The 21,855-nt window shown below is 64.3% G+C and carries 20 protein-coding genes; 7 read left to right on the top strand and 13 right to left on the bottom strand.

The features are described from left to right. Positions 1–9: 9 nt before the first annotated feature. The gene (locus tag ACTSLZ_RS03605) at positions 10–1,320 is read left to right on the top strand and encodes an ISL3 family transposase (RefSeq protein ID WP_179628043.1); all 1,311 of its coding nucleotides are present in this window, start codon (positions 10–12) and stop codon (positions 1,318–1,320) included. 9 nt (positions 1,321–1,329) lie between these two features. Continuing rightward, complete coding sequence (locus tag ACTSLZ_RS03600) at positions 1,330–2,310, top strand: glycosyltransferase family 2 protein (RefSeq protein ID WP_443095746.1); 981 nt, start codon at positions 1,330–1,332, stop codon at positions 2,308–2,310. 179 nt (positions 2,311–2,489) lie between these two features. Here ACTSLZ_RS03600 and ACTSLZ_RS03595 read toward each other — a convergent pair whose 3' ends face one another. The 4 genes from ACTSLZ_RS03595 to ACTSLZ_RS03580 form a co-directional block, all read right to left on the bottom strand. Continuing rightward, positions 2,490–3,476 (bottom strand): glycine betaine ABC transporter substrate-binding protein, encoded by a 987-nt coding sequence (locus ACTSLZ_RS03595; RefSeq protein WP_443095745.1) that lies wholly within the window; start codon positions 3,474–3,476, stop codon positions 2,490–2,492. A gap of 2 nt (positions 3,477–3,478) precedes the next feature. Further along, positions 3,479–4,240 carry an ABC transporter permease gene (locus tag ACTSLZ_RS03590; protein ID WP_129316262.1) on the bottom strand — a complete coding sequence of 254 codons (762 nt, stop codon included), beginning with the start codon at positions 4,238–4,240 and terminating at the stop codon, positions 3,479–3,481. Continuing rightward, a complete protein-coding gene (locus tag ACTSLZ_RS03585; protein WP_443096086.1) occupies positions 4,237–5,559 on the bottom strand; it encodes an ABC transporter ATP-binding protein in 1,323 nt (440 codons plus the stop codon). The genes ACTSLZ_RS03590 and ACTSLZ_RS03585 overlap by 4 nt, the downstream gene beginning before the upstream one ends. Before the next feature lie 133 nt (positions 5,560–5,692). Continuing rightward, complete coding sequence (locus tag ACTSLZ_RS03580) at positions 5,693–6,334, bottom strand: ABC transporter permease (protein ID WP_443095744.1); 642 nt, start codon at positions 6,332–6,334, stop codon at positions 5,693–5,695. 287 nt (positions 6,335–6,621) lie between these two features. On the opposite strand from ACTSLZ_RS03580, the gene ACTSLZ_RS03575 reads away from it, so the two are divergent. The 3 genes from ACTSLZ_RS03575 to ACTSLZ_RS03565 all read left to right on the top strand — a co-directional run bounded on the left by ACTSLZ_RS03575 (position 6,622) and on the right by ACTSLZ_RS03565 (position 9,443). Continuing rightward, entirely contained in the window at positions 6,622–7,956 is a 1,335-nt protein-coding gene (locus tag ACTSLZ_RS03575; protein WP_443095743.1) for an O-acetylhomoserine aminocarboxypropyltransferase/cysteine synthase family protein, read from the top strand. A 3-nt stretch (positions 7,957–7,959) separates the two neighbouring features. Next, positions 7,960–8,469 (top strand): CoA-binding protein, encoded by a 510-nt coding sequence (locus ACTSLZ_RS03570; RefSeq protein WP_129316266.1) that lies wholly within the window; start codon positions 7,960–7,962, stop codon positions 8,467–8,469. 107 nt (positions 8,470–8,576) lie between these two features. Continuing rightward, on the top strand, positions 8,577–9,443 hold the full coding sequence (locus tag ACTSLZ_RS03565) for an AraC family transcriptional regulator (RefSeq protein WP_443095742.1): 867 nt from the start codon (positions 8,577–8,579) through the stop codon (positions 9,441–9,443). 58 nt (positions 9,444–9,501) lie between these two features. Here ACTSLZ_RS03565 and ACTSLZ_RS03560 read toward each other — a convergent pair whose 3' ends face one another. The 6 genes from ACTSLZ_RS03560 to ACTSLZ_RS03535 all read right to left on the bottom strand — a co-directional run bounded on the left by ACTSLZ_RS03560 (position 9,502) and on the right by ACTSLZ_RS03535 (position 15,052). After that, the gene (locus ACTSLZ_RS03560) at positions 9,502–10,203 is read right to left on the bottom strand and encodes a hypothetical protein (protein WP_129316268.1); all 702 of its coding nucleotides are present in this window, start codon (positions 10,201–10,203) and stop codon (positions 9,502–9,504) included. 60 nt (positions 10,204–10,263) lie between these two features. Continuing rightward, on the bottom strand, positions 10,264–11,466 hold the full coding sequence (locus ACTSLZ_RS03555) for an MFS transporter (protein WP_443095741.1): 1,203 nt from the start codon (positions 11,464–11,466) through the stop codon (positions 10,264–10,266). Positions 11,467–11,493: 27 nt separating this feature from the next. Beyond that, complete coding sequence (locus tag ACTSLZ_RS03550) at positions 11,494–11,787, bottom strand: LGFP repeat-containing protein (RefSeq protein ID WP_443095740.1); 294 nt, start codon at positions 11,785–11,787, stop codon at positions 11,494–11,496. Positions 11,788–11,949: 162 nt separating this feature from the next. After that, complete coding sequence (locus tag ACTSLZ_RS03545; protein WP_443095739.1) at positions 11,950–12,447, bottom strand: CAP domain-containing protein; 498 nt, start codon at positions 12,445–12,447, stop codon at positions 11,950–11,952. Positions 12,448–12,686: 239 nt separating this feature from the next. Further along, positions 12,687–13,406 (bottom strand): GNAT family N-acetyltransferase, encoded by a 720-nt coding sequence (locus tag ACTSLZ_RS03540; protein ID WP_443095738.1) that lies wholly within the window; start codon positions 13,404–13,406, stop codon positions 12,687–12,689. 125 nt (positions 13,407–13,531) lie between these two features. Next, positions 13,532–15,052: an amino acid permease gene (locus ACTSLZ_RS03535; protein WP_178980347.1), complete on the bottom strand. Its 1,521-nt coding sequence runs from the start codon at positions 15,050–15,052 to the stop codon at positions 13,532–13,534. A 168-nt stretch (positions 15,053–15,220) separates the two neighbouring features. On the opposite strand from ACTSLZ_RS03535, the gene ACTSLZ_RS03530 reads away from it, so the two are divergent. Further along, a complete protein-coding gene (locus tag ACTSLZ_RS03530; RefSeq protein WP_179628043.1) occupies positions 15,221–16,531 on the top strand; it encodes an ISL3 family transposase in 1,311 nt (436 codons plus the stop codon). A 111-nt stretch (positions 16,532–16,642) separates the two neighbouring features. On the opposite strand, the gene ACTSLZ_RS03525 is transcribed toward ACTSLZ_RS03530, so the two are convergent. After that, positions 16,643–17,671, bottom strand: a complete 1,029-nt coding sequence (locus ACTSLZ_RS03525) for an ornithine cyclodeaminase (protein WP_443095737.1) — start codon at positions 17,669–17,671, stop codon at positions 16,643–16,645. Between the two features lie 136 nt (positions 17,672–17,807). On the opposite strand from ACTSLZ_RS03525, the gene ACTSLZ_RS03520 reads away from it, so the two are divergent. Beyond that, positions 17,808–18,239 (top strand): Lrp/AsnC family transcriptional regulator, encoded by a 432-nt coding sequence (locus tag ACTSLZ_RS03520; RefSeq protein ID WP_443095736.1) that lies wholly within the window; start codon positions 17,808–17,810, stop codon positions 18,237–18,239. Positions 18,240–18,381: 142 nt separating this feature from the next. Here the strand turns inward: ACTSLZ_RS03520 and ACTSLZ_RS03515 are convergent, their stop codons facing one another. Next, on the bottom strand, positions 18,382–19,968 hold the full coding sequence (locus ACTSLZ_RS03515; protein ID WP_443095735.1) for an amino acid permease: 1,587 nt from the start codon (positions 19,966–19,968) through the stop codon (positions 18,382–18,384). Positions 19,969–20,200: 232 nt separating this feature from the next. Further along, a complete protein-coding gene (locus tag ACTSLZ_RS03510; protein WP_129316276.1) occupies positions 20,201–21,778 on the bottom strand; it encodes an amino acid permease in 1,578 nt (525 codons plus the stop codon). Positions 21,779–21,855 lie beyond the last annotated feature (77 nt).

Below are 21,855 nucleotides of genomic sequence, written 5' to 3'. Positions count from 1 at the left end.
GACCTCGACGTGCACCACGCTACCTTCGCGACCCCTGATCTGACCGTGTTCTGCCATCTCGACGAGCTCGGCCTCGTGGCCACCGGTCAGCTTTTCGAGCCGGATCGCGCGGTGATCGAGTGCCGCGTCGCCGAGCCGGATCCGTGGTGCCGGGGATGCGGTAGCCAGGCGCTCTCGCGCGGGACGGACACGCGGCGTCTCGCCCACGAGCCGTTCGGTCATCGCCCGACGACGCTGCTGGTCCGGGTCCGCCGCTACAAGTGCTCGGGATGCGGACGGTCCTGGCGTGAGGACCTCACGGCAGCGGCGCCCGAGCGAGCCAAGCTGTCCCGTAGCGGGATGCGGTGGGCGTTGGAAGCGCTCGTGATCGACCACCTCACCGTCGCCCGCGTCGCCGCCGGACTCGGTGTCGGTTGGCACACGGCGAACAACGCGGTCCTCGCTGAAGGGCGTCGAGTGCTGATCGACGATCCCGCCCGGTTCGACGGCGTCGCCGTGATCGGCGTCGACGAGCACGTCTGGCGCCACACGAGAGTCGGCGACAAGTACGTCACCGTCATCATCGACCTCACCCCGAACCGCGACAAGACCGGCCCCGCCCGTCTGCTGGACATGATCGAGGGTCGCTCGAAAGCCGTGTTCAAGACCTGGCTCGCCGCACGCCCGCAGGACTGGCGCGATGGTGTCGAGGTCGTCGCGATGGACGGGTTCACCGGCTTCAAGACCGCCGTCAGCGAGGAGCTCCCGGACGCGCAGGCGGTGATGGACCCGTTCCACGTCGTCCGCCTCGCCGGCGACGCCCTCGACACCTGCCGTCGTCGCGTCCAGCAGTGCCTGCACGGCCGGCGGGGCCGCAAAAACGATCCGCTCTACAAGGCCCGCCGCATCCTCCACACCGGCGCGCAGCTGCTCACTGACCGGCAGCAGACCCGTCTCGAGGCACTGTTCGCGGTCTCCGAGCACGTCGAGGTCGAGGCGACCTGGGGCATCTACCAGCGCGTGATCGCCGCCTACCGCGAACCCGATCGGAAGACGGCGAAGAAGCTGATGACAGCCGTCATCGATTCCGTCTCCAGCGGCGTCCCCGCCGCGCTCGTGGAGGTCCGCAAGCTCGGCCGCACGCTCAAGCAGCGCGCCGCCGACATCCTCGCGTTCTTCGACCGGCCCGGCACGTCCAACGGGCCAACAGAGGCGATCAACGGGCGCCTGGAACACCTCCGCGGCTCCGCCCTCGGATTCCGGAACCTCACGAACTACATAGCCCGATCGCTGCTCGACACCGGCGGCTTCAGGAACCACCTACACCCTCAAATGCGATGAGCCGGATTCATGAACAGCCCCTCAGTTGCCGTCATTCTGCCTGTCTACAACACCGCGCGAACGGTAGTTCGATCAATCGACAGCATTCTTCATCAAACGCACACAAATTTCGAACTCGTCATCATCAATGACTCATCACCGGACGATGCAGACCGTGTCATTCGCCAGCACTTGGAGCAAACGAATGATTCTCGCGTTCGCTATGTAGTCAACGAGCACAATCTCGGTCTGGCGGGATCCCGTAATCGCGGTCTGAGGTCCGTGAGTTCGGACTGGGTGGCCTTCCTGGACTCGGACGACGTGTTCCATCCCGAGTTCCTCGAGAAGATGCTTGCTTCCGCGGGACCGGCCACGGACGTCGTCGTATGCAGCCATGACGTGTTGTACCCGGACGGCACGCATCGATACCGGTCCCGGGGCAGGCCCGGCCGCTATACGGGGAACCAGGCCATGGCTCTCCTGATGAAGGACGAAATGACACCCTACGCGTGGGACAAGCTGTTTCGTTCCTCGTCAATTCGAGGGTTGGAGTTTCCCCTGCTGAATCGGATCGAGGACGCAGGATTCTCGATCGCGGCCTACGAGCGCGCTCGAGAAGTCGTATGCATCGAGGACTCACTCCATTTGTATTCGGTGAATCCGCAATCCATTACTTGGGGGTCGGTTCCGCCGATTCTTGAAAGTTACCGTTTTGTGGAATTTCTCAAGGAAACCACCCGGGCCCACGAAGGGTCGCCGTCGGAAAAGAATGCCCTGGCGGCAGCGTGGATTCTCACTTTCCTGAACTCCGCCCAGGCGGCCCTCAGGCTCACTCCTCCCGACGTGGATCACCACATCCGCGAGTGCCAGGACGCCATGACATTCGCCCTTCTGCGTCGCTGCCTCATGGCCCGGCCCGATTACGCACTGGCGGGGCTCCTGCTCAAGACCTCTCCCCTGCTGTACGGGATGCTCTACAAAGAATTTGTCAGGCGTCGCTACGGGATCTGAGACAGCCCCCCCCTGCTCCCCGGACGGCGCGGATTCGTCACCCCCCGGGATGCGCTTGACGCTCTTCCGTCCGGCAGTGCAAAGGCGCCCCGACCGGTCTCATCCGATCGGGGCGCCTTGCGATTGCCCCGCCCGAGAGCACCTCACGGTTCCGGGCGCGGGCTTCCGGGCCGGGTGGCCTACTTCTTCTTGACCAGGCCCTTGTCCGCCATCCAGTCGAAGGCCACGTCCCCTGGGTCCTTGCCCTCGACGTCGACCTGATAATTCAGGTCCTGCATCGTCTTGTCGTCCAGGAGCTTGGAGACCTGCTCGAAACGGTCCTGGAGCTCGGGGTATTCCTTGACCAGGTCGGAGTTGAAGACCGGTGAACCGTTGTACTTCGGGAAGAATTCCCTGTTGTCCTCGAGGACCGTCAGGTTCAGCGCGGGGATACGACCGTCGGTCGTGAAGACCTCACCGAAGTTGCAGTCGCCCTTCGCCGTGGCCGCATAGACCGTCCCGGTGTCCATCACGGATACCTTGTCTTCCGGGACACCATCCGGTGCTCCGCGCTTCAGCCCGTACTTTTCCAGCATCGGGTTGAATCCGTCGCTGCGAGAGTTGAATTCCGACTCCACGCAGAAAGACCGCTCCTCGGGCGGGACCTTGGCGATGTCCTCGAGGGTCTTGACCCCGTACTTGTCCTTGAAGTCCTGGCGAACCGCGAAGGCGTACGTATTGTTCAGCGGGGCGGGCTTGCCCCACGTGAGATCGTTCTTGGAGTCCTCTTTCTTCACGGCCTCCCATTGCTCCTGGGCGTCCGGGATGGCCTTGTCCTTGCCCATGTAGGTCAGCCACGCCGTGCCGGTGTACTCCCAGCCCAGCTGCGCCTGACCGCTGACCATGAGGTTGCGGGAGGGCTGGGACCCCGGAACGTTGGTCATGTCGGTTACGTCGAAACCCACCGCCTCCGCGGTCAGCACGGCGATCTTGCCGAGCACCAGTTGTTCGGTGAAGTTCTTGGAGGTCACCGTGACCTTTTTGTCTCCTGCGCCGTCGATGGGCTTGATCGTTCCCGATTCCAGGTCGGGAAGGGTCGACGTCGCCGGTTGCAGGCCGCAACCGGCCAGCGCGAGCATCCCGACGGCACCCAGGGCGGCGAGTCGTAGCTTCTTCTGTCCAAACATGTCTAGATTCCCTTCGGTCGAGCGACCTGCTCGACGACGCGAGCAATCCAGTCCACGCTCAGCGCGAGGAGGGCCACCAACAGCGATCCCGCGATGAGGACCTTGTTCAAGGACAGGTTGACGCCCGTGGTGATCAGGAGGCCCAGACCGCCGCCGTCGACGAACGTTGCGAGAGTTGCCGTACCCACGAGGAGCACGAGTGCCGTGCGAATTCCGGCGAGCATGACGGGGACGGCCAGCGGCAGCTCGACCTTGAGGAGAACGGCCATGCTGCTCATGCCCATCCCCCGGGCGGACTCCACGAGCCTCGGGTCAACGGCGTCGAGCCCCACCATCGTGTTCTTCAGAACCGGGAGGAATGCGTACAGGATCAGGGCCAGAGCCGAGGCCTGGAACCCGAAACCGAGCCAGAAGGCGAACAACACGATCAGGCCGACCGGAGGTGCCGCCTGCCCGAGGTTCGCGATCGCCATGAACGGGGTACCCAACCATCGCATGGGTTTCCGGGTCAGGAGAACCCCGATCGGGATGGCGAGCACCAGCACGACGACCGCCGCAACCACGGTCAGCTGGAGGTGCTGCCAGGTCAGTTCCAGAAGATTCTTGGGATCGAGCGTGACCTTTTCCGAATCGGTCAGGTTGGCGCTGGTCAGCCACCATGCGATGGCCGCCAGGGCGAGAATGATGACGATCGGTTGGATCACGAGTCCGCCCCATTGGCGGCGACCGGTGTCCAGATCCGCCGACTGAGCTGACTGGGTCATGAACGGTCACCGCTTTCGTTCCACGGTTCTCGACCGGCCGCGCGCCCCGTGGGGTCTGCGGAGGACGTCGTGTCCCCCTCGACCGGGGCATCGGCGTCCTGGGACTCGGCGCCCGCGGTTCCTTCCGCATCGCCGGAGGCCTCGGAGTTCGTGCGCTGGACGGTCACCGGGATCTCCCCCGTGTTGTTCCCGACCGGCGTGTAGTCGCCCGGGGTGTAACGGCGCAACTCGGTGATGGCGTTCATGACCGTTTCGACGGTGATGATGCCCCGGTATCGTCCGCGTGCACCCTCGACCACGGCCTCACCGGTGCTCGCGACCAGCATCGTGTCGAGAGCGTCGTTGAGGGTGGACCTGGTTCCCACGAGGGGGAGCTCCTTGTCGAGCTGCGAGGGCACCGTGGTCATCCGTGAGAGCTGTTCCTTGGAGAGCCACTGGATCGGACGTTCGCGGTCGTCCACGATGACCGCCGAGTTGTACCCCGTCTTGTCGATGTGGCCGACCAGCTCGCGGGCGCTCTGACCAGGATGGCCGAGGACGCCGGAGATCAGGTCGACGTCGCCCACACGGGCCAGGCCCAGCTGCTTCAGTCCGGCGCCGGAGCCGATGAAGTTCTCCACGAACTCGTTCGCGGGATTCGCGAGGATCCGCTCCGGGGTGTCGTACTGGACGATCCGGGCTCCTTCGTCGAAGACCGCGATCCAGTCGCCGAGTTTCACTGCCTCGTCGAAATCGTGGGTCACGCACACGATGGTCTTGTGCAGTTCGCTCTGGATGTTGATGAGCTCGTCCTGGAGCCGTTGCCGGGTAATCGGGTCGACGGCGCCGAACGGTTCGTCCATCAGGAGAACGGGCGGGTCGGCCGCGAGGGCGCGGGCGACGCCGATGCGCTGCTGCTGCCCGCCCGAGAGCTCCCGCGGGTAGCGGTGGCGATACGTGTCCGCGTCCAGGGAGACCAGGTCCAGCAGTTCGTCCACGCGCTCGGCGATGCGCTTCTTGTCCCATCCGAGCATCTTGGGGACGAGGCCGATGTTGCTCGCGACGGTCATGTGCGGCAGAAGACCCCCGGCCTGGATCACGTAACCGATCTTTCGACGCAGCTTGTCGCCGTTGATCTTGGTGACGTCCTCGTCGCCGAGGATCAATCTGCCCTCCGTGGGCTCGATCAGGCGGTTGATCATCTTGAGGGTCGTGGTCTTGCCGCACCCGGAGGGGCCGACGAACATGATGATCTGCCCGGCCGGGATTTCCAGGGTCAGCTGGTCGACCGCGGGCTTCTTGCCGCCGCCGTAGCGTTTGGTCACGTTCTCGATGAGGATCGAGGCGCCCTTCTGGCGCGCTTCTCCCCCGCGGTTCGCGTCGTTCCGGGACTCGTCGGCCGACGACGTCGTCTGCTCGGTTCCGACGCCCTGGGACGCGGCGTGGGAGGAGGTGGTGTTGTTTCGGGTGTTCTCAGACACGGATACCCCTTGAAGTGGTCAGACGGCCGACGAGGATGAGGACCACGTCGAGTATGAGGGCGAGGATGATCACGGCGACGATGCCGGTCACGACGGACTCGAGGGAGTTCGCGCCTCCGAGCCGCGAGAGGCCCGAGAAGATGTAGCCACCGAGTCCGGGGCCGAGCGCGTAGGCGGCGACCGCCGCAATGCCCATCGTCATCTGCGCCGAGACGCGCATTCCGGCCAGAATCACCGGCCAGGCGAGGGGCAGTTCGACGCGGAAGAATGTTTTGACGCAGCCCATGCCGATGCCTCGAGCGGCCTCGATCGTCGATTGGTCGACGCCGGCAAGACCGACCACCGCGTTGCGAAGGATCGGCAGCACGGCGAAGAAGGTCACGACGACGACGGCCGGAACCACGCCGAAGCCCAAGGGCACGATGAGGAGGCCGATCAGGGCGAAGGACGGAATGGTGAGGCCGACCGCCGAGACGTTGTTCGCCACGGATGTCAGCGCACGGCTTCGGTAGCACAGCGCGGCCAGAACGATCGCGATGACCGTAGCGAGCACGAGGCACTGCACCACGAGGCTCATGTGTTGCCAGCTGGAGAACAGGATCTGTCCCCAGCGCTGGCGCAAGAATTCGCTCATGGTGTTCCTAGTGTGATGACTTGACATGGGTGAATACCCACGTCCTGACCAAGGATAATCAGCCTGCTGATGAGATCCAACTATTTGCGGTAAGTGCAACCTTCCTAGTCCCCCTGGTTCATCAGCATCCTGATCAATGAATACGCGGGATGCGGAGCCGAGGAGCGGCGTCGTCACATAGCGGGCCGGACGCGACACAATCGAAACAGTTGCGGGCGGCCTCGCCGTCGGCCGACCATGAATGGAACATCGTTGTACGCGAGCATCGACCGTCGAAGAGGACCAGCATGGCCGAACACACCTTTGGATTCAGAACCCGCGCGCTCCACGCCGGGGGTACCCCCGACGCCGAGCACGGTTCGCGAGCGGTCCCGATCTACCAATCGACATCCTTCGTTTTCAAGGATTCCGACGACGCCGCCAACCTCTTCGCCCTGCAGAAGTACGGCAACATCTACTCCCGCCTGGGGAATCCGACCGTCGCGGCCTTTGAGGAACGCGTCGCCTCGCTGGAGGGCGGCATCGGTGCCGTGGCCACGTCCTCCGGAATGGCCGCGGAATTCATCACTTTCGCCGCGCTCGCCCAGGCGGGCGACCACATCGTGTCCTCGGCGCAGCTCTACGGCGGAACCGTGACCCAGTTGGACGTCACGCTTCGACGCTTCGGAATCGAGACCACGTTCATCGACTCCATGGATCCGCAGGCGTTCAAGGATGCGCTGCAGGAGAACACCAAGGCCGTGTACACCGAGGCCGTGTCGAATCCTGCGTGCCAGGTCGCGGACCTCGAAGGGCTCGCCGAGGTCGCCCACGAGGCAGGGATCCCTCTCGTGGTCGATGCGACCATTTCGACCCCGTATCTGGTGCGGCCGCTCGAGCACGGCGCTGACATCGTGATCCATTCGGCCACCAAATTCCTCGGAGGCCACGGGACCACGTTGGGCGGCGTCGTCGTCGAGTCCGGCCGCTTCGACTGGGGCAACGGAAACTTCCCGTCGATGACCGAACCGATCCCCTCCTACAACGACATCTCCTGGTGGGGGAACTTCGGTGGGTACGGGTTCCTGACCAAACTGCGCTCGGAACAGCTGAGAGACATCGGGCCGTCGCTGTCCCCGCAATCGGCGTTCCAGCTGATCCAGGGGGTGGAGACGCTGCCGCAGCGCATGGACGCCCACCTGAGCAATGCGCGCGAGGTCGTCGACTGGCTCGATGCGGACCCCCGCATCGCCTACGTGAATTACGCGGGTCTCCCCGACCACCAGCACTACCAGCGGGGCCGCAAGTACCTTCCGCTCGGCGTCGGCTCGGTCTTCAGCTTCGGTGTCGCCGAAGCCAACGGCCTCTCGGGCCGTGAGGTCGGGGGCCGTTTCATCGAGAACCTGCAGCTCGCGAGCCACCTGGCGAATATCGGCGACGCCCGCACCCTGGTGCTGCACCCGGCCACCACGACCCACCAGCAGCTCTCCGCGGAGCAACTGGCCGCGGGCGGCGTTGCGGAAGACCTCATCCGCATCTCGGTGGGTCTCGAGGACCCGGAGGACATCCTCTGGGACCTGGATCAAGCCCTGACGGCGGCCACGGGCCTCACGCGCGAGTCCGCCGAACAGAAAGGTCTGTGAGACATGACGAATCAGAACGCACGCACCTGGATCGGCCCGAGCGCGCCGGAACGCCTCAACATCCTGCACAACACGACGTCGGTTGCGATCGTGGGCATGTCGGACAAACCGGCACGCGCGAGCTACTTCGTCTCGACCTACTTGCTCTCGAGCTCCCCGTACCGGGTCTATTTCGTGAACCCGGTCCTCGCTGGCAAGGGAACCAAGGTTCTGGGTCAGGAGGTGTATCCCTCCCTCGATGCGCTGCCGGAAACGCCCGACGTCGTCGACGCATTCCGGAAGCACGACGATCTCCCGGGAGTTGCCGAGGAGGCCGTGAAGATCGGGGCCAAGACGCTCTGGTTGCAACTGGGGTCGTGGAACGAGGAAGCCGCGGCAATCGCCGAAGAGGCCGGCCTGAACGTGGTCATGGACCGGTGCATCAAGATCGAGCACGCCCGGTTCCACGGCGGCCTGCACCTGGCGGGCTTCAATACGGGGGTCATTTCCTCGAAGCGGCAACGGACGGCGTAACTCCGCAGGGCGGGCTTGTCCTCCCGCGCCCCCGATCGAAGCCGTCCTGAATTGTCGGGCGGCGACCTCTGGTTCGGACCGAGGATGGATGGCGTAAGGAGGACCGCATGATTCGCACGCTCAACGCACTCGTCGGGGTCGTCGAGAACGACATGGCCGAAGAGCCCGACTGGGCATCCTTCGCCCGGCGTCACGCGACCACGGAATACCACCTGCGGCGTATGTTCTCGGCCCTGGCCGGGATGCCGCTGTCGGAGTACGTGCGTCGGCGGAGGATGACCCTGGCCGCGGCCGAGCTCACGCAGAAGGATTCCACACTTCTCGACGTCGCCATCCGGCACGGCTATGGGTCCGCCGAGGCGTTCAACAGAGCTTTCCGCTCGGTTCACGGCGCCCACCCCACCCTGGTGCGCGAAAAAGGCGGTCCGTTGCGTACACAACCAATGCTCAGATTCCGTCTGAGCGTGGAAGGGGATTCTCCCATGAACGTCACCATCGCCACTAAGCCCCGCCTTGTCCTCGCCGGTCACGCGGCAGAGGTTCCGCTGATCCACGAAGGCATCAATCCGCATATTCAGCGGCACGTGGACCGGATAACGGATGAAGACAACCAGAGGCTGCAGACCGTCAACGACGCGGAGCCCACCGGAATTCTCTCGGTGACCTCCGACCTGGAGCCCGACGCTCCGGAAGGTTCGTTGCTGACCTATCTGCACGGCGTTGCTGTTTCCGACGAGGACCATGTCCCCGACGATCTCGACACCCTGACGGTCGAGGCTGGTCATTGGGCCGTTTTCACCTCGGAAGGGTCCCACCCGGAAGCGTTGCAGCAGATGTGGGCGGCAACGGCCACAGAGTGGTTCCCATCGAACCCGTGGAGACTGCGCCCCGGCCCGACGCTCCTCCGGTTCCTCAGCCTGAGCGACACCACGGCCACGTGTGAACTCTGGATGCCTGCCGAAGAGGACGAGTAACCATCGGTCCTTCGGCAGGATCGGCCCGGGGAGCATATCCCGACGGGTTCTCGCCTGGTCAGGATCCCTTCGAGGACGAACCGTCGTCCTGGCTGGGACCCCACTTGGTGTACCCGTCGGGGCCCTCGACCTGCTTGAAGGACATGTCCTCGGTGTCGGCGTCGGCGTCGAAACGCCAGTCGTCGTCCTTCCACTGGACCGTGAAGGTCAGCTCTCCGTATCCGGCGCCGTCGTAGGCCGAGACCAGGATTTTCACCGCGGCCTTGTCCTTGGTGTAATCGCCCAGTTTGAAGCCCGCGACTTTGAGGTTTTCGGCTTGGCTGGAGGACGAGGCGGACTGGCCCTCCTCTTCGAAGCGATCGGCAACTTTGTCCCGCGAATCGTTGGCGATGGCCTGCTTCCTGATGATCTTGGTCATCAGACCGTAGTCCTGAGAGACCACGGGAAGGCTGTAGTTCGCGGCGGCGAAGAGTGCGCCCTCCGGGGAGTGGCTGAAGCAGGACGGCACCTTGTCGTCATCGACTTTCTCTGGCCCGAACTTGTCCGAGGTGGGGACCTTCAGTCCGTTGAGACCGTCTTTCCAGTCGGTCTTGGGAGCGGAATCGAGAGTCGTCTTGTCCGAGGCGTCCTCTTTGCAGATCGACGTCTTCTCTTTCGAATCACCCGCATTGTTCGATCCGCCCATTCCGCAACCGGCGAGGGTCAGAACGCCGATGGCGCCGAGACCGATGGCCCTGGACGCGTGGTTCAGTCGTGACATGGTGTGCCTTACTTCAGGTGTGAGTTTTGTATCACCATGCTAAATGCTTTGGTTCACTTTTCAATGAGCGAGGCGGGCGTCCTGCGCGAGCTGTCGCTTTTCCAGCACGACGTCGTACACCCAGATCAGCACGCACAGCGCCGTCATCACCCCGCCCGCGACGCAGACGCCGACCCAGTGCCCGGCGTTCCATGCCCACACGCCGACGGCGGATCCCACCGCGGCCCCGACGAAGTACATCGTCATGTAGACCGAGTTCAGGCGCGCCCTGGCCTGAGGGTCCAACGTGTACACAGTGTTCATCGAGATGATGTGCACCAGTTGGACGCCGACGTCCGTGAGAACCATGCCGACGCAGAACCACAGCACGCTGTGCCCACCCAGAACGAAGGCACCCCATCCGAGCGCCAGTGCCACGAGACCCAGCATCGTCCCGCGGCGCCCGTGGCCTCGGTCGACCATCCCGCCGGCCACGCTCGCCATGAGCGCTCCCGCCAGACCGGTGAGCCCGACCAGGCCAATGGCCGTGGGGCTCAGCCCGAAAGGCTCATCCGCCAGAAGCAACGTGGTGGTCGCGAAGATCGCGCTCATCGATGCGAAGGAAATCCCGGAAATCAGCGAGCGAGTGCGCAGCCGCGGGTGATGAAGGATCAGGCGCCCCATGGAGAGGAACAGGCCCGGGTAACTCGGTGGGTCCTCGGGGTAGGACGGCGGCAGCACCCGCCACAGCCCGATTCCCACGAGAATCATCAGGACCGCGGCGACGTGATAGATCAGGGTCCACCCACCGATGTCCGAGAGGATCCCCGCCACCGCGCGAGCGATCAGGACGCCCGCGAGCAGTCCTGACATCACGGTCCCCACGGCTCGTCCGCCCTTGCCGGGCGCAGCCAGGATCGAGGCATAAGGGACCAGAACCTGCGCGGACACGGAGAAGAGACCCGCCACGGCGACACCGATGAGAAAGACGCCGAAGCCGGCAATGGCCTGCCCCGCTGCGGTCAACCCGATGAGGCCGACCGTGAGCTTGCGCCTTTCGAACAGGTCACCCAGCGGCGCAAGGAAAACCAGGCCCACCGCGTAGGCCACCTGAGCGACCGTGACCGAAGTGGCCGCCGTCGATGAGCTGACCCCCAGCGCCTCGGAGATTTCGTCGAGAAGGGGCTGGTTGAAGTAGTTCCCTCCCGCGCACAAGCCTGTGGCAAGGCACATCAGGAACAGTACGGAACGAGTCAGCTGGGGTGCGGGTCTGGCTGTGGTCACCCCGCAAGCTTAGGCCGATCCGAAGCGTCAGCGGTAAACGCGGAGTGCGCCGGTGTGAACGTTCCACCCCAGAATGTATCCTCGCGAAAAGTGCTGACGAATTTCGTTTCCTCGGCGGTATTCGTTGGTCACGGGAAAACCGAATCCTCGTTCGTAGTCGGACCTGGACCAGAGGGTCCCGATCGCACCGTATTCCTTGACCCAGTGGGCACCGGTGCGTTCGGTCCACAAGAATTTGAAGCGCTGACCGTGTTCGTTCTGGAAGATCTGGTACCGGCCGCCGGTGGCATTGCTCTCCGGGATGATCGGTCGGCCAAACACCCTCTCGCCTCCGTTGGCGCGGTAGGCCTGACCGATCGCGCCGTACGGGGTGAGGGCACCCAGTCCCTCACCCCTGGCGCGTCCGCCCCAGACGGAGGCCGACGCATCCGACGGCGCGCCTCCGTATTCGTATCCGTAGAGATTGACGGTTCCGAGCAGCCGCTAGGGGGCTCCCGTGCGGGACAAGCGCCCGTCGGCGTAGGTCAAAGCTATGCCCACGACCCGGGCCTTGGGGTTGAGCAACGCCGCGCTGTGGGCCGGCGAGGTCTTCCACCATTCCAGCAATTGCAGCACGTCCGACTGGTAGGTCAGGGCGATGACCTCGTTGGCGTGCGAGTACCGCCCGGCTCGAGGATCCGAGAGGAAATCATTGGTGTGATAGAAGGCCTCCGCAATGACCTGATCATCGGAATGTCGTTGTTCGATCTGCGTGAGCCGGGCGGAGAACTTGACCGGGCGCAGGCCCCGAGAACCGCGGTAGGCGTTGATTCCGTCCAGCAGTCTTTGCGTGTCCTGGAGCCGTTTCTCCTGGCTGACTCGGAGAATGTCCTGCTGGGCGGCCCGCCCGGGTGGCGGGCCCTCTAGTTGGGTTCCGGCCAGGGCGACGGCGGCCAACGCGGATGCCGCCACCATGCTGCGGACCGTCGACCCGTGGAGCATCTCCCCTACCATTGATCGCCGCCGTTGCGCATGACGCGGAACGTAGCGACTCCGACCTCGACGACCCGGCAGCGTGATCGCACAGAAACCCATGGACGACTCCATTCATGAAGGAGACGAATGATCAGGACTCAGGCAGCGCAGCACTCTTTGGCTGCGCCGAAACACCACCATTTTATTCGGGAAAAGAAAGATAACCTACTAAGAATTGATATCCGATATAACAGCGAAACTATCAATTAATGGTTTGTGTCGATGTTTTCCTGGCCCAAAAGCGTGACACCGTCGGGCCACGTGGTGGCCTCGCCGGTGTCGCCGGCCAGCCGACCCGCGATCCACACATCGAGAAGGCGCCCGTTCACCGTGGACAACGCCCTGCGGGAGAGGCCTTCGTAGGAAAATCCCAACCGTTGCGCCAGACCGGCCGAGGCCTCATTGCCGACCATGGCCCGCCACTCGATGCGGCTAAGCCCGAGACCGGAAGGCAAATCCTTGGGGTCCGACTCTTCCGGCTCGCGGAACGCGAAGTCCAGCACCAGGCGGCAGGCCTCCGCCGTGTACCCCCTTCCCCGGGCGCCTCGAGCGGTCCACACACCCATGCTGGCAATCCGCCCGCTGGTCATGGAGAGGCTCACGACGCCGGCGAAGAGCCCGACGTTCTCGTCACCCGGAACCTGGTCGGCCGCGTCGCGAGGAACCTGAATCAGAGTCCCCTCATTCGGGTGCTCGGCCTCGTCCCTGATGTGGAACGCCCACACCAACTCGTGGCCGGATTTCCACCCCGGGGCGACGACGCCCTCGATGTATTCCAGCGCGTCATCCTCCTCGTACGGGTACGGGATCGAACCGGTCCAGCGCGGAATCTGCGGATCCTGGCACGCATCGACGATCGCGGCGACGTCGTTGGCGCACGGCGCATCAAGGGCCAGGCGGTTCGACCAGAGGCTGACATTTCGCATGAGCTCAGTTTAGGCCGTCTCGCCCCTGCCCTCCCGGATGCAGAGAAATGGCGACGGCCCCGCCGAAGCGGGGCCGTCGCCGGAACCGGTCCGGCATATCACCGAACCTTGCGCAGACCAGGACGTTACGACTTGCGATGCCCGCCGGCTGCCGGTCGGTTGGCGACCACCGGGTGCAATCCGGTGACGCCCTCCCGCTCGGCGGCGATCTCCATGACCCGACCACGCACGGCGAACCATCCGATGATCAGGGCCGGAATCACGATGACCATGGAGGCCAGGGTGAATGTGCCCACCGGGTAGTCGAGGGCGATCAGCACCACAACACCCGCCATGAAGAGGAGCACGAGCCAGTTGGCGTAGGGCGCCAGCGGAGCCCGGTAATGCGGCCGCTGGTACAGCCCCTTCTTCGTCAGGGAAACGAACTTCATGTGGCAGATCGTGATGGTCAGCCATGCGCTCATGATGCCGATCGACGCGAAGTTCAGCACGATTTCGAAGGCGCTCTCCGGAACGAAGTAGTTCAGCACCACACCCAGCAGCGCGACGACGGCGGTGAGGCAAATGCCGCCGTAGGGAACGCCGGAGCGAGTCAGATTCTGGGCGAATTTGGGCGCGGATCCGGCCATCGCCATCGAGTGCATGATGCGTCCCGTGGAGTACAGGCCCGCGTTGAGCGACGAGAGCGCCGCGGTGATCACCACGAGCTGCATGATCGGACCGGCGGCGTCGACCCCGATCGAGGAGAAGAACGTGACGAACGGGCTCTCCGTCTCGCTGAACGCGGTGTACGGGAGCAGGAGGCAGAGGAGCAGAACGGAACCGACGTAGAAGACGGCAATACGCAGAATGACCGTGTTGATCGCTTTGGGGATGATCTTTTCCGCGTTCTTGGTCTCGCCCGACGTCGTGCCGACGAGCTCGATGCCGGCGTAGGCGAAGACCACGCCCTGAGTGATGATCAGAGCCGGCATCAGACCGTTGGGGAAGATCCCGCCGTTGCCGGACATGAGGTGGAACCCGGTGGGCTGGCCATTCGGGGTCCCGAAGATCACGAACACGATGCCGAGGGCGAGGAAGACGAGCAGGGCGATGACCTTGATCAGCGAGAACCAGAACTCCATTTCGCCGAAGACCTTGACCGAAATCAGGTTCATCACGACGACGATCACGACCACCAGGAAGGCGATGACCCATTGCGGGATCGCGGCAAAGACGTCGAAGTACTGCCCGAACCAGCGCACGTAGATAGCGATCGCGGTCGCATCCACGACCGCCGTGGTCGCCCAGAAGAGCCAATACATCCACCCCGAGAAGTACGCGGCCTTCTCGCCGAAGAACTCGCGGGAGTAGGAGACGAAGGATCCGGACGACGGCCGGTGGACCACGAGCTCGCCGAGGCAGCGGAGAATGAGATAGCCCATGAAACCGCAGACGGCATAAACGAGGAAGAGCGAGGGTCCGGCGGAGGCCAGGCGTCCACCTGCCCCCAGAAAGAGGCCGGTGCCGATGGCACCGCCGACGGCGATCATTTGGAGTTGGCGGGGGCCGAGCCCTTTGTGGAAACCCGCCTGTTCATCATTGAATGTCTGTTCGGTGCCGTGGCTCTGGGGCTCGGCACCGGACCGCGAAGCTTTGGACGACATGGGTCAATACCTTCTCTTGGGAAACCTCGAAGGGTGTGAGTGACCGAAACGTTACCGGCTCTTCGCAGTTGAGGGGGTAGGTGGCTGAGCGCGTCGGTCGCCGGATGAGGGTCGAGGCCTTCCGATGATGGAAGTTCTCACACTGACCATCTGCCGGAAGACCTCGACGTGCACCACGCTACCTTCGCGACCCCTGATCTGACCGTGTTCTGCCATCTCGACGAGCTCGGCCTCGTGGCCACCGGTCAGCTTTTTGAGCCGGATCGCGCGGTGATCGAGTGCCGCGTCGCCGAGCCGGATCCGTGGTGCCGGGGATGCGGTAGCCAGGCGCTCTCGCGCGGGACGGACACGCGGCGTCTCGCCCACGAGCCGTTCGGTCATCGCCCGACGACGCTGCTGGTCCGGGTCCGCCGCTACAAGTGCTCGGGATGCGGACGGTCCTGGCGTGAGGACCTCACGGCAGCGGCGCCCGAGCGAGCCAAGCTGTCCCGTAGCGGGATGCGGTGGGCGTTGGAAGCGCTCGTGATCGACCACCTCACCGTCGCCCGCGTCGCCGCCGGACTCGGTGTCGGTTGGCACACGGCGAACAACGCGGTCCTCGCTGAAGGGCGTCGAGTGCTGATCGACGATCCCGCCCGGTTCGACGGCGTCGCCGTGATCGGCGTCGACGAGCACGTCTGGCGCCACACGAGAGTCGGCGACAAGTACGTCACCGTCATCATCGACCTCACCCCGAACCGCGACAAGACCGGCCCCGCCCGTCTGCTGGACATGATCGAGGGTCGCTCGAAAGCCGTGTTCAAGACCTGGCTCGCCGCACGCCCGCAGGACTGGCGCGATGGTGTCGAGGTCGTCGCGATGGACGGGTTCACCGGCTTCAAGACCGCCGTCAGCGAGGAGCTCCCGGACGCGCAGGCGGTGATGGACCCGTTCCACGTCGTCCGCCTCGCCGGCGACGCCCTCGACACCTGCCGTCGTCGCGTCCAGCAGTGCCTGCACGGCCGGCGGGGCCGCAAAAACGATCCGCTCTACAAGGCCCGCCGCATCCTCCACACCGGCGCGCAGCTGCTCACTGACCGGCAGCAGACCCGTCTCGAGGCACTGTTCGCGGTCTCCGAGCACGTCGAGGTCGAGGCGACCTGGGGCATCTACCAGCGCGTGATCGCCGCCTACCGCGAACCCGATCGGAAGACGGCGAAGAAGCTGATGACAGCCGTCATCGATTCCGTCTCCAGCGGCGTCCCCGCCGCGCTCGTGGAGGTCCGCAAGCTCGGCCGCACGCTCAAGCAGCGCGCCGCCGACATCCTCGCGTTCTTCGACCGGCCCGGCACGTCCAACGGGCCAACAGAGGCGATCAACGGGCGCCTGGAACACCTCCGCGGCTCCGCCCTCGGATTCCGGAACCTCACGAACTACATAGCCCGATCGCTGCTCGACACCGGCGGCTTCAGGAACCACCTACACCCTCAAATGCGATGAGCCACGTTACCGCTCCGGTGTGACGAATATGTTACCCACAAAGAAGAGGGACCGTGGTGCACACCACTCGGTGTGCGACACGGTCCCTCCTCCGACGAGGTCGGCCGACGATCAGCCCACGGGCTTCATCGCGTTGACCAAGGAGAACAGGTCCTTGGGGTCGTCGGGGTCCGCCACGAGGTCCACGTAGCTCTGCAGCTCGGAGCCCGCGGTCGCGTCCCTGACGCATCGCAGGGCGGAGAAATCGTTGATCGCGAACCCGACGGAGTCGAAGATCGTGATGTCCTCGGCGGAGGTGCGCCCCTCCGCCTCACCGTTGAGGACCTGCCAGAACTCCGTGACGGGGAAGTCCGGGTCCATTTGCTGGATCTCGCCCTCGACCCGGGTCTGCGGGGTGAACTCCACGAACACGTTTCCGCGATCGAGGATTTCAGCCTCCAACTCGGTCTTGCCGGGGCAGTCGCCGCCCACGGCGTTCAGGTGAACGCCCGGCCGGACGTGGCGGTTCGCGAGGATCGTGTTCTGTGCCTTGTCCGCGGTACAGGTGGTGATGATGTCGGCGTCGGCCACCGCATCGTCGACCGTATCGGCCACCGTGACGCGGAATCCGAGGGGCTCGAGGTTCCGCTGAAGCTCTTCGACGGCCTTGGGGTCGATGTCGTAAACCGTCAGGTCCTCGATGCCCAGGGCGGCGCGGAACCCGAGGGACTGGAACTCGGACTGCGAACCCGCGCCGATGAGGGCCATGCGCTTCGAGTCCGGCCGGGCCAGCTTGCGCGCGGTCATGCCCGACGTCGCGGCCGTCCTCAATGCCGTCAACAAGGTCATCTCGGCGAGGAACGTCGGGTAGCCGTTGTCGACGTCGGCCAGCACGCCGAATGCCGTCACGGTCTGGAACCCGCGTGCGGGGTTGGACGGATGCCCGTTGACGTACTTGAAGGAATACTCCTCGCCGTCCGATGTCGGCATGAGCTCGATGACGCCGAACGGAGTGTGGCTGGCCACCCGTGGGGTCTTGTCGAACTTGGCCCACCGGCTGAAGTCGCGCTCGAGGTAATCCATCATCTTCCCGATGATGTTTTCCACTCCATCGCGCTGGATCCAGCGCGCCATGTTCTGGACATCGACGAATTGCGTCACGGCAATCCTCCCTCTCAAAGTGACTCGTGTTTCTAACGACAGTGTAATATGCACACTCTTTGACCGAAACGGACAATCAAGCAACAAATTTCGCACTGTATGAGCAGATTATGATCCATGAGTTAGCATTTTGATCATGGCAAAGACTTCAGATCTGGATCGACGACTCGTTGCGGCGCTGCGCAAGGACGGCCGCGCCTCCATCGCCGCCCTGTCCGAAGAGCTCGGCGTCTCCCGAGCCACCGTCACCAAACGCATCGACTCCCTCACGGCCCGCGGCATCATCGTGGGTTTCAGCGTGCGGGTCAGGGACTACGCCGAAGCCTCGCAGGTCCGCGCGATCTCTCTCATCGAGGTCGAGGGGCGGACCACCGATCACGTCATCAATGAGCTGAGGGGGCTGCCCGAAATCCTCGCGCTCCACACGACCAACGGCGGCTGGGACCTCGTCGCCGAGATGCAGTGCGTCGATCTCCAGGACTTCGACGCCGTGCTCAAATCCATTCGAGGAATCTCCGGCGTGGTCAACAGCGAGACGAGCCTCCTGCTGAGCTCCGTGGTCAGGTAGGCACGCAGAGCTCCACCAGGACCCATCGACTCGAGCGTCGGCGTTGTCCTGGTCCTCCCCCGCAGAGACCGACAAGAGCAAGGCCCGACCGGGCACGGCGGCCGGCAGCCGCCGCGCACAGTCGTGGCCGTGAGGACTGCCGTCAGTCCTCGTCGTCGTGCCCGTCGTGAATCTCCGGAGAGATCACGGCGCGGGCCCGGTGCGGGTGGTGGGGGTGCTTGGTCTCGGCGGCCGGACGTGCGGCGACGATCGGGTGGGTCCCCGTGACGCCCTCGCGCTCCGCGGCCAGCTCCATCACCCGGTTCCTGACGAGGAACCAGCCCCCAACGAGCAACGGGATCAGGATCAGCATGGAGCCCAGCGTGTAGGTGCCCACGGGGTAGTCAATGGCCATGAGGACCAGGACGGAGACCAGGAACGCGACCGTCAGCCAGTTGGTCCATGGTGCCAGGGGCGCCCGGTACTGGGGTCGCGTGTACAAGCCCTTCTCGGAAAGGCTCACGAACTTCTTGTGGGACAGCGTCACCGCGGCCCACGAGGCCATCGTTCCGAGCGCGGAAATGTTGAGCACGATCTCGAAGGCCTGCTCGGGCACGAAGTAGTTCAGGATGACGCCGATCAACGACACCACGGCGGTCAGGCAGATCCCGCCGAAGGGCACACCCGAGGAATTGAGCTTCGCCGCGAACTTGGGTGCCGACCCGGCCATGACCATCGAGTGCAGGATACGGCCCGTGGAGTAGAGCCCGGCGTTGAGCGACGACAGGGCGGCGGTGATGACAACCAATTGGACGATGGGTCCTGCGACGTCGATGCCGATCGAGGAGAAGAACGTCACGAACGGCGATTCCTTGTCGCTGTAGGCGGTGTACGGCATCAGCATGCACAGCAGGAGCACGGACCCGACGTAGAAGACCGCGATGCGCAGGATCACGGTGTTGATCGCTTTGGGGATGATCTTCTCCGGGTTCCGGGTCTCCCCCGACGTCGTCCCCACGAGCTCGATGCCTGCGTAGGCGAAGACGACGCCCTGGACCACCACGAGCGCCGCGAGCCCGCCGGCGGGGAAAAGACCCCCGTGGTCCGTGATGAGGTGAATGCCGGTGGGCTCGCCATTCGGCGATCCGAAGATCACGAAGATGATGCCGAGCACCAGGAAGAGGACCAAAGTCGCGACCTTGATGAGGGAGAACCAGAACTCCATCTCACCAAATACTTTGACGGAAATGAGGTTGGTGACCAGCACGATCGCGACGACGGCCAACGCACAGACCCACTGCGGAATGTTTCCGACGAAATCGCTGTATTTGCCGAACCAGCGCACGTAGATCGCGATCGCCGTCGCGTCGGCCACCGCCGTCATGGCCCAGTTCAGCCAGTACAACCAGCCCGACACGTACGCGGCCTTCTCGCCGTAGAACTCTCGGGTGTAGGAAACGAACGAACCGGAGGAGGGCCGGTGGCGGACCAGCTCCCCCAGCGAGCGAAGCATGAGGTATCCGAAGAATCCGCAGACTCCGTAGATGATGAAGAGCGACGGACCGGCCGAGGCCAGGCGTCCGCCCGCACCCAGGAACAGACCGGTGCCGATGGCTCCACCGATCGCGATCATTTGGAGTTGGCGGGCTCCGAGCCCCTTGTGGAGCCCCGCGTCCTCGTTGGCCACCACCCCGGTAGTGTCGTTGCTGCTCGGAGCAGGATTGTTATCAGGCGCAGATGTCGATGACATTGTTCAACCTTCAGGTCAGGGAGCATCGACGCGCGCATCCGGGCATCCCGCCGGTCGGCACGAACGATGCTCTGCTCGAAATATCACCGGCGGGGAGAGGTCGATCTCACGACGCTGTGGTTCACCTCACCCGAGCGGTTCACTGTGGAAGCTTACCTCGGGGTCGCCCCCAGAATGCGCAAGCGCCGAGTACTGCATCGTGTTCGGTGTGGGGCACCGAGGCACCGGCCGGCTATTCGTCGTCTTCGTCGTCGAGGCGGATGGTGGTGTTGGAGCGTCCGTGGTCGAACGGTTCGTTGGTGTCGTCCGTGGTCGGCCACTGCGCGACCACCGGGAACTGACCCGTGTAGCCCTCGCGCTGGGCCGCAACCTCCATCACCCGGCGTCGAACCATGAACCAGCCGATGATGAGCAGGGGAATGATGATGACCATGGAGGCCAAGGTGTAGGTGCCCACGGGATAGTCGAAGGCGATCAGAATCATGACCGCCACGAAGAACGCCATGGTGATCCAGTTGGTGAAGGGGGCCAACGGCGCCCGGTATTTCGGGCGCTGGTACAGCCCCTTCTTGGCCAGCGACACGAATTTCTGGTGGGGCAGGGTGATGGCGGCCCAACCGACGATGATTCCGACGGCCGACATGTTCAGCACGATCTCGAAGGCCGCCTCCGGGACGAAGTAGTTCAGCACGACGCCGAGCATCCCCACGCCCGTGGTCAGCAGAATCCCCACGAACGGGACACCGCCCTTGGTCAGCTTCTGGGCGACCCGCGGAGCCGATCCCGCCATCGCCATCGAGTGCACGATGCGACCGGTCGAGTAGAGCCCCGCGTTGAGGGACGAGAGCGCGGCGGTGATGACCACGAGCTGCATGATCGGCCCGGCGGCGTCGACCCCGATCGAGGCGAAGAAGGTGACGAACGGGGATTCGTCGTCGCTGTAGCGCGTGTAGGGCAGCAAGAGGCAGAGGAGCAGGACGGAGCCCACGTAGAACACCGCGATCCTGAGGATCACGGAGTTGATGGCCCGGGGGATGACGCGTTCGGGCTCTTGGGTCTCGCCCGAGGCGGTGCCGACGAGTTCGATACCCGAATAGGCGAAGACCACGCCCTGGGAAACCACCAGTGCGGCCAGGAGGCCGTTGGGCAGCATGCCGCCGCTCTGGGAAATCAGGCTGAACCCTGTCGGCTCCCCCGAGGGCGATCCGAAAATCACGAAGAGGATGCCCACGACCATGAATGCGACCAGTGCCGCGACCTTGACGATCGCGAACCAGAATTCCATCTCGCCGAAGACCTTGACCGAGATGAGGTTCATGACCGTGACCGCCGCGATCACCAGGAACGCAAGGACCCACTGCGGGATGGACCCGATGAAGTCGATGTACTGACCGAACCACCTGATGTAGATGGCCATCGCGGTTGCGTCCACGATCGTCGTGGTTGCCCAGCTCAGCCAGTACATCCAGCCGGTGAAGTAGGCCGACTTCTCACCGAAGAACTCGCGACAGTACGAGACGAAGGAGCCCGACGACGGCCGGTGCACCACGAGTTCGCCCAACTGGCGCAGGATCAGGTACCCGAAGAATCCGGCCACGCCGTAGAGGATGAACAAGGTCGGACCGGCCGACTCGAGGCGGCCACCCGTCCCGAGGAACAAGCCCGTTCCGATCGAACCGCCGATGGCGATCATCTGGAGCTGGCGAGGGCTCAGGCCCTTCTTGAACCCCTCCTGCTCGGCCTCGAATTGGTTCTGCGCGGCCTCGGATGAACGACTCGCCGCCGACGAGTCCGAGCCGGATGCTGCCATGGGGTCCTCCCGTTGCTTGGAATGTGAACCTTACACGGTCCGCGAAATATCGCTCCACAGCCTACCGCGATGCTCGG

It is taken from the genome of Rothia koreensis, assembly GCF_052232265.1.
GTDB classification, from domain to species: domain Bacteria; phylum Actinomycetota; class Actinomycetes; order Actinomycetales; family Micrococcaceae; genus Rothia; species Rothia koreensis.
Note: the sequence above shows the minus strand (reverse complement) of the source record. Positions and strands in the feature narration are given on the sequence as shown.

Bases quoted from the DNA above. Each gene is read 5' to 3' on its own strand.
- ACTSLZ_RS03565 (WP_443095742.1), top strand. From the start codon at position 8,577: ATGATTCGCACGCTCAACGCACTCGTCGGGGTCGTCGAGAACGACATG.
- ACTSLZ_RS03520 (WP_443095736.1), top strand. From the start codon at position 17,808: ATGGCAAAGACTTCAGATCTGGATCGACGACTCGTTGCGGCGCTGCGC.
- ACTSLZ_RS03590 (WP_129316262.1), bottom strand. From the start codon at position 4,240: ATGACCCAGTCAGCTCAGTCGGCGGATCTGGACACCGGTCGCCGCCAA.
- ACTSLZ_RS03535 (WP_178980347.1), bottom strand. From the start codon at position 15,052: ATGTCGTCCAAAGCTTCGCGGTCCGGTGCCGAGCCCCAGAGCCACGGC.
- ACTSLZ_RS03580 (WP_443095744.1), bottom strand. From the start codon at position 6,334: ATGAGCGAATTCTTGCGCCAGCGCTGGGGACAGATCCTGTTCTCCAGC.
- ACTSLZ_RS03595 (WP_443095745.1), bottom strand. From the start codon at position 3,476: ATGTTTGGACAGAAGAAGCTACGACTCGCCGCCCTGGGTGCCGTCGGG.
- ACTSLZ_RS03560 (WP_129316268.1), bottom strand. From the start codon at position 10,203: ATGTCACGACTGAACCACGCGTCCAGGGCCATCGGTCTCGGCGCCATC.
- ACTSLZ_RS03540 (WP_443095738.1), bottom strand. From the start codon at position 13,406: ATGCGAAATGTCAGCCTCTGGTCGAACCGCCTGGCCCTTGATGCGCCG.
- ACTSLZ_RS03600 (WP_443095746.1), top strand. From the start codon at position 1,330: ATGAACAGCCCCTCAGTTGCCGTCATTCTGCCTGTCTACAACACCGCG.
- ACTSLZ_RS03510 (WP_129316276.1), bottom strand. From the start codon at position 21,778: ATGGCAGCATCCGGCTCGGACTCGTCGGCGGCGAGTCGTTCATCCGAG.
- ACTSLZ_RS03545 (WP_443095739.1), bottom strand. From the start codon at position 12,447: ATGCTCCACGGGTCGACGGTCCGCAGCATGGTGGCGGCATCCGCGTTG.
- ACTSLZ_RS03575 (WP_443095743.1), top strand. From the start codon at position 6,622: ATGGCCGAACACACCTTTGGATTCAGAACCCGCGCGCTCCACGCCGGG.
- ACTSLZ_RS03570 (WP_129316266.1), top strand. From the start codon at position 7,960: ATGACGAATCAGAACGCACGCACCTGGATCGGCCCGAGCGCGCCGGAA.
- ACTSLZ_RS03515 (WP_443095735.1), bottom strand. From the start codon at position 19,968: ATGTCATCGACATCTGCGCCTGATAACAATCCTGCTCCGAGCAGCAAC.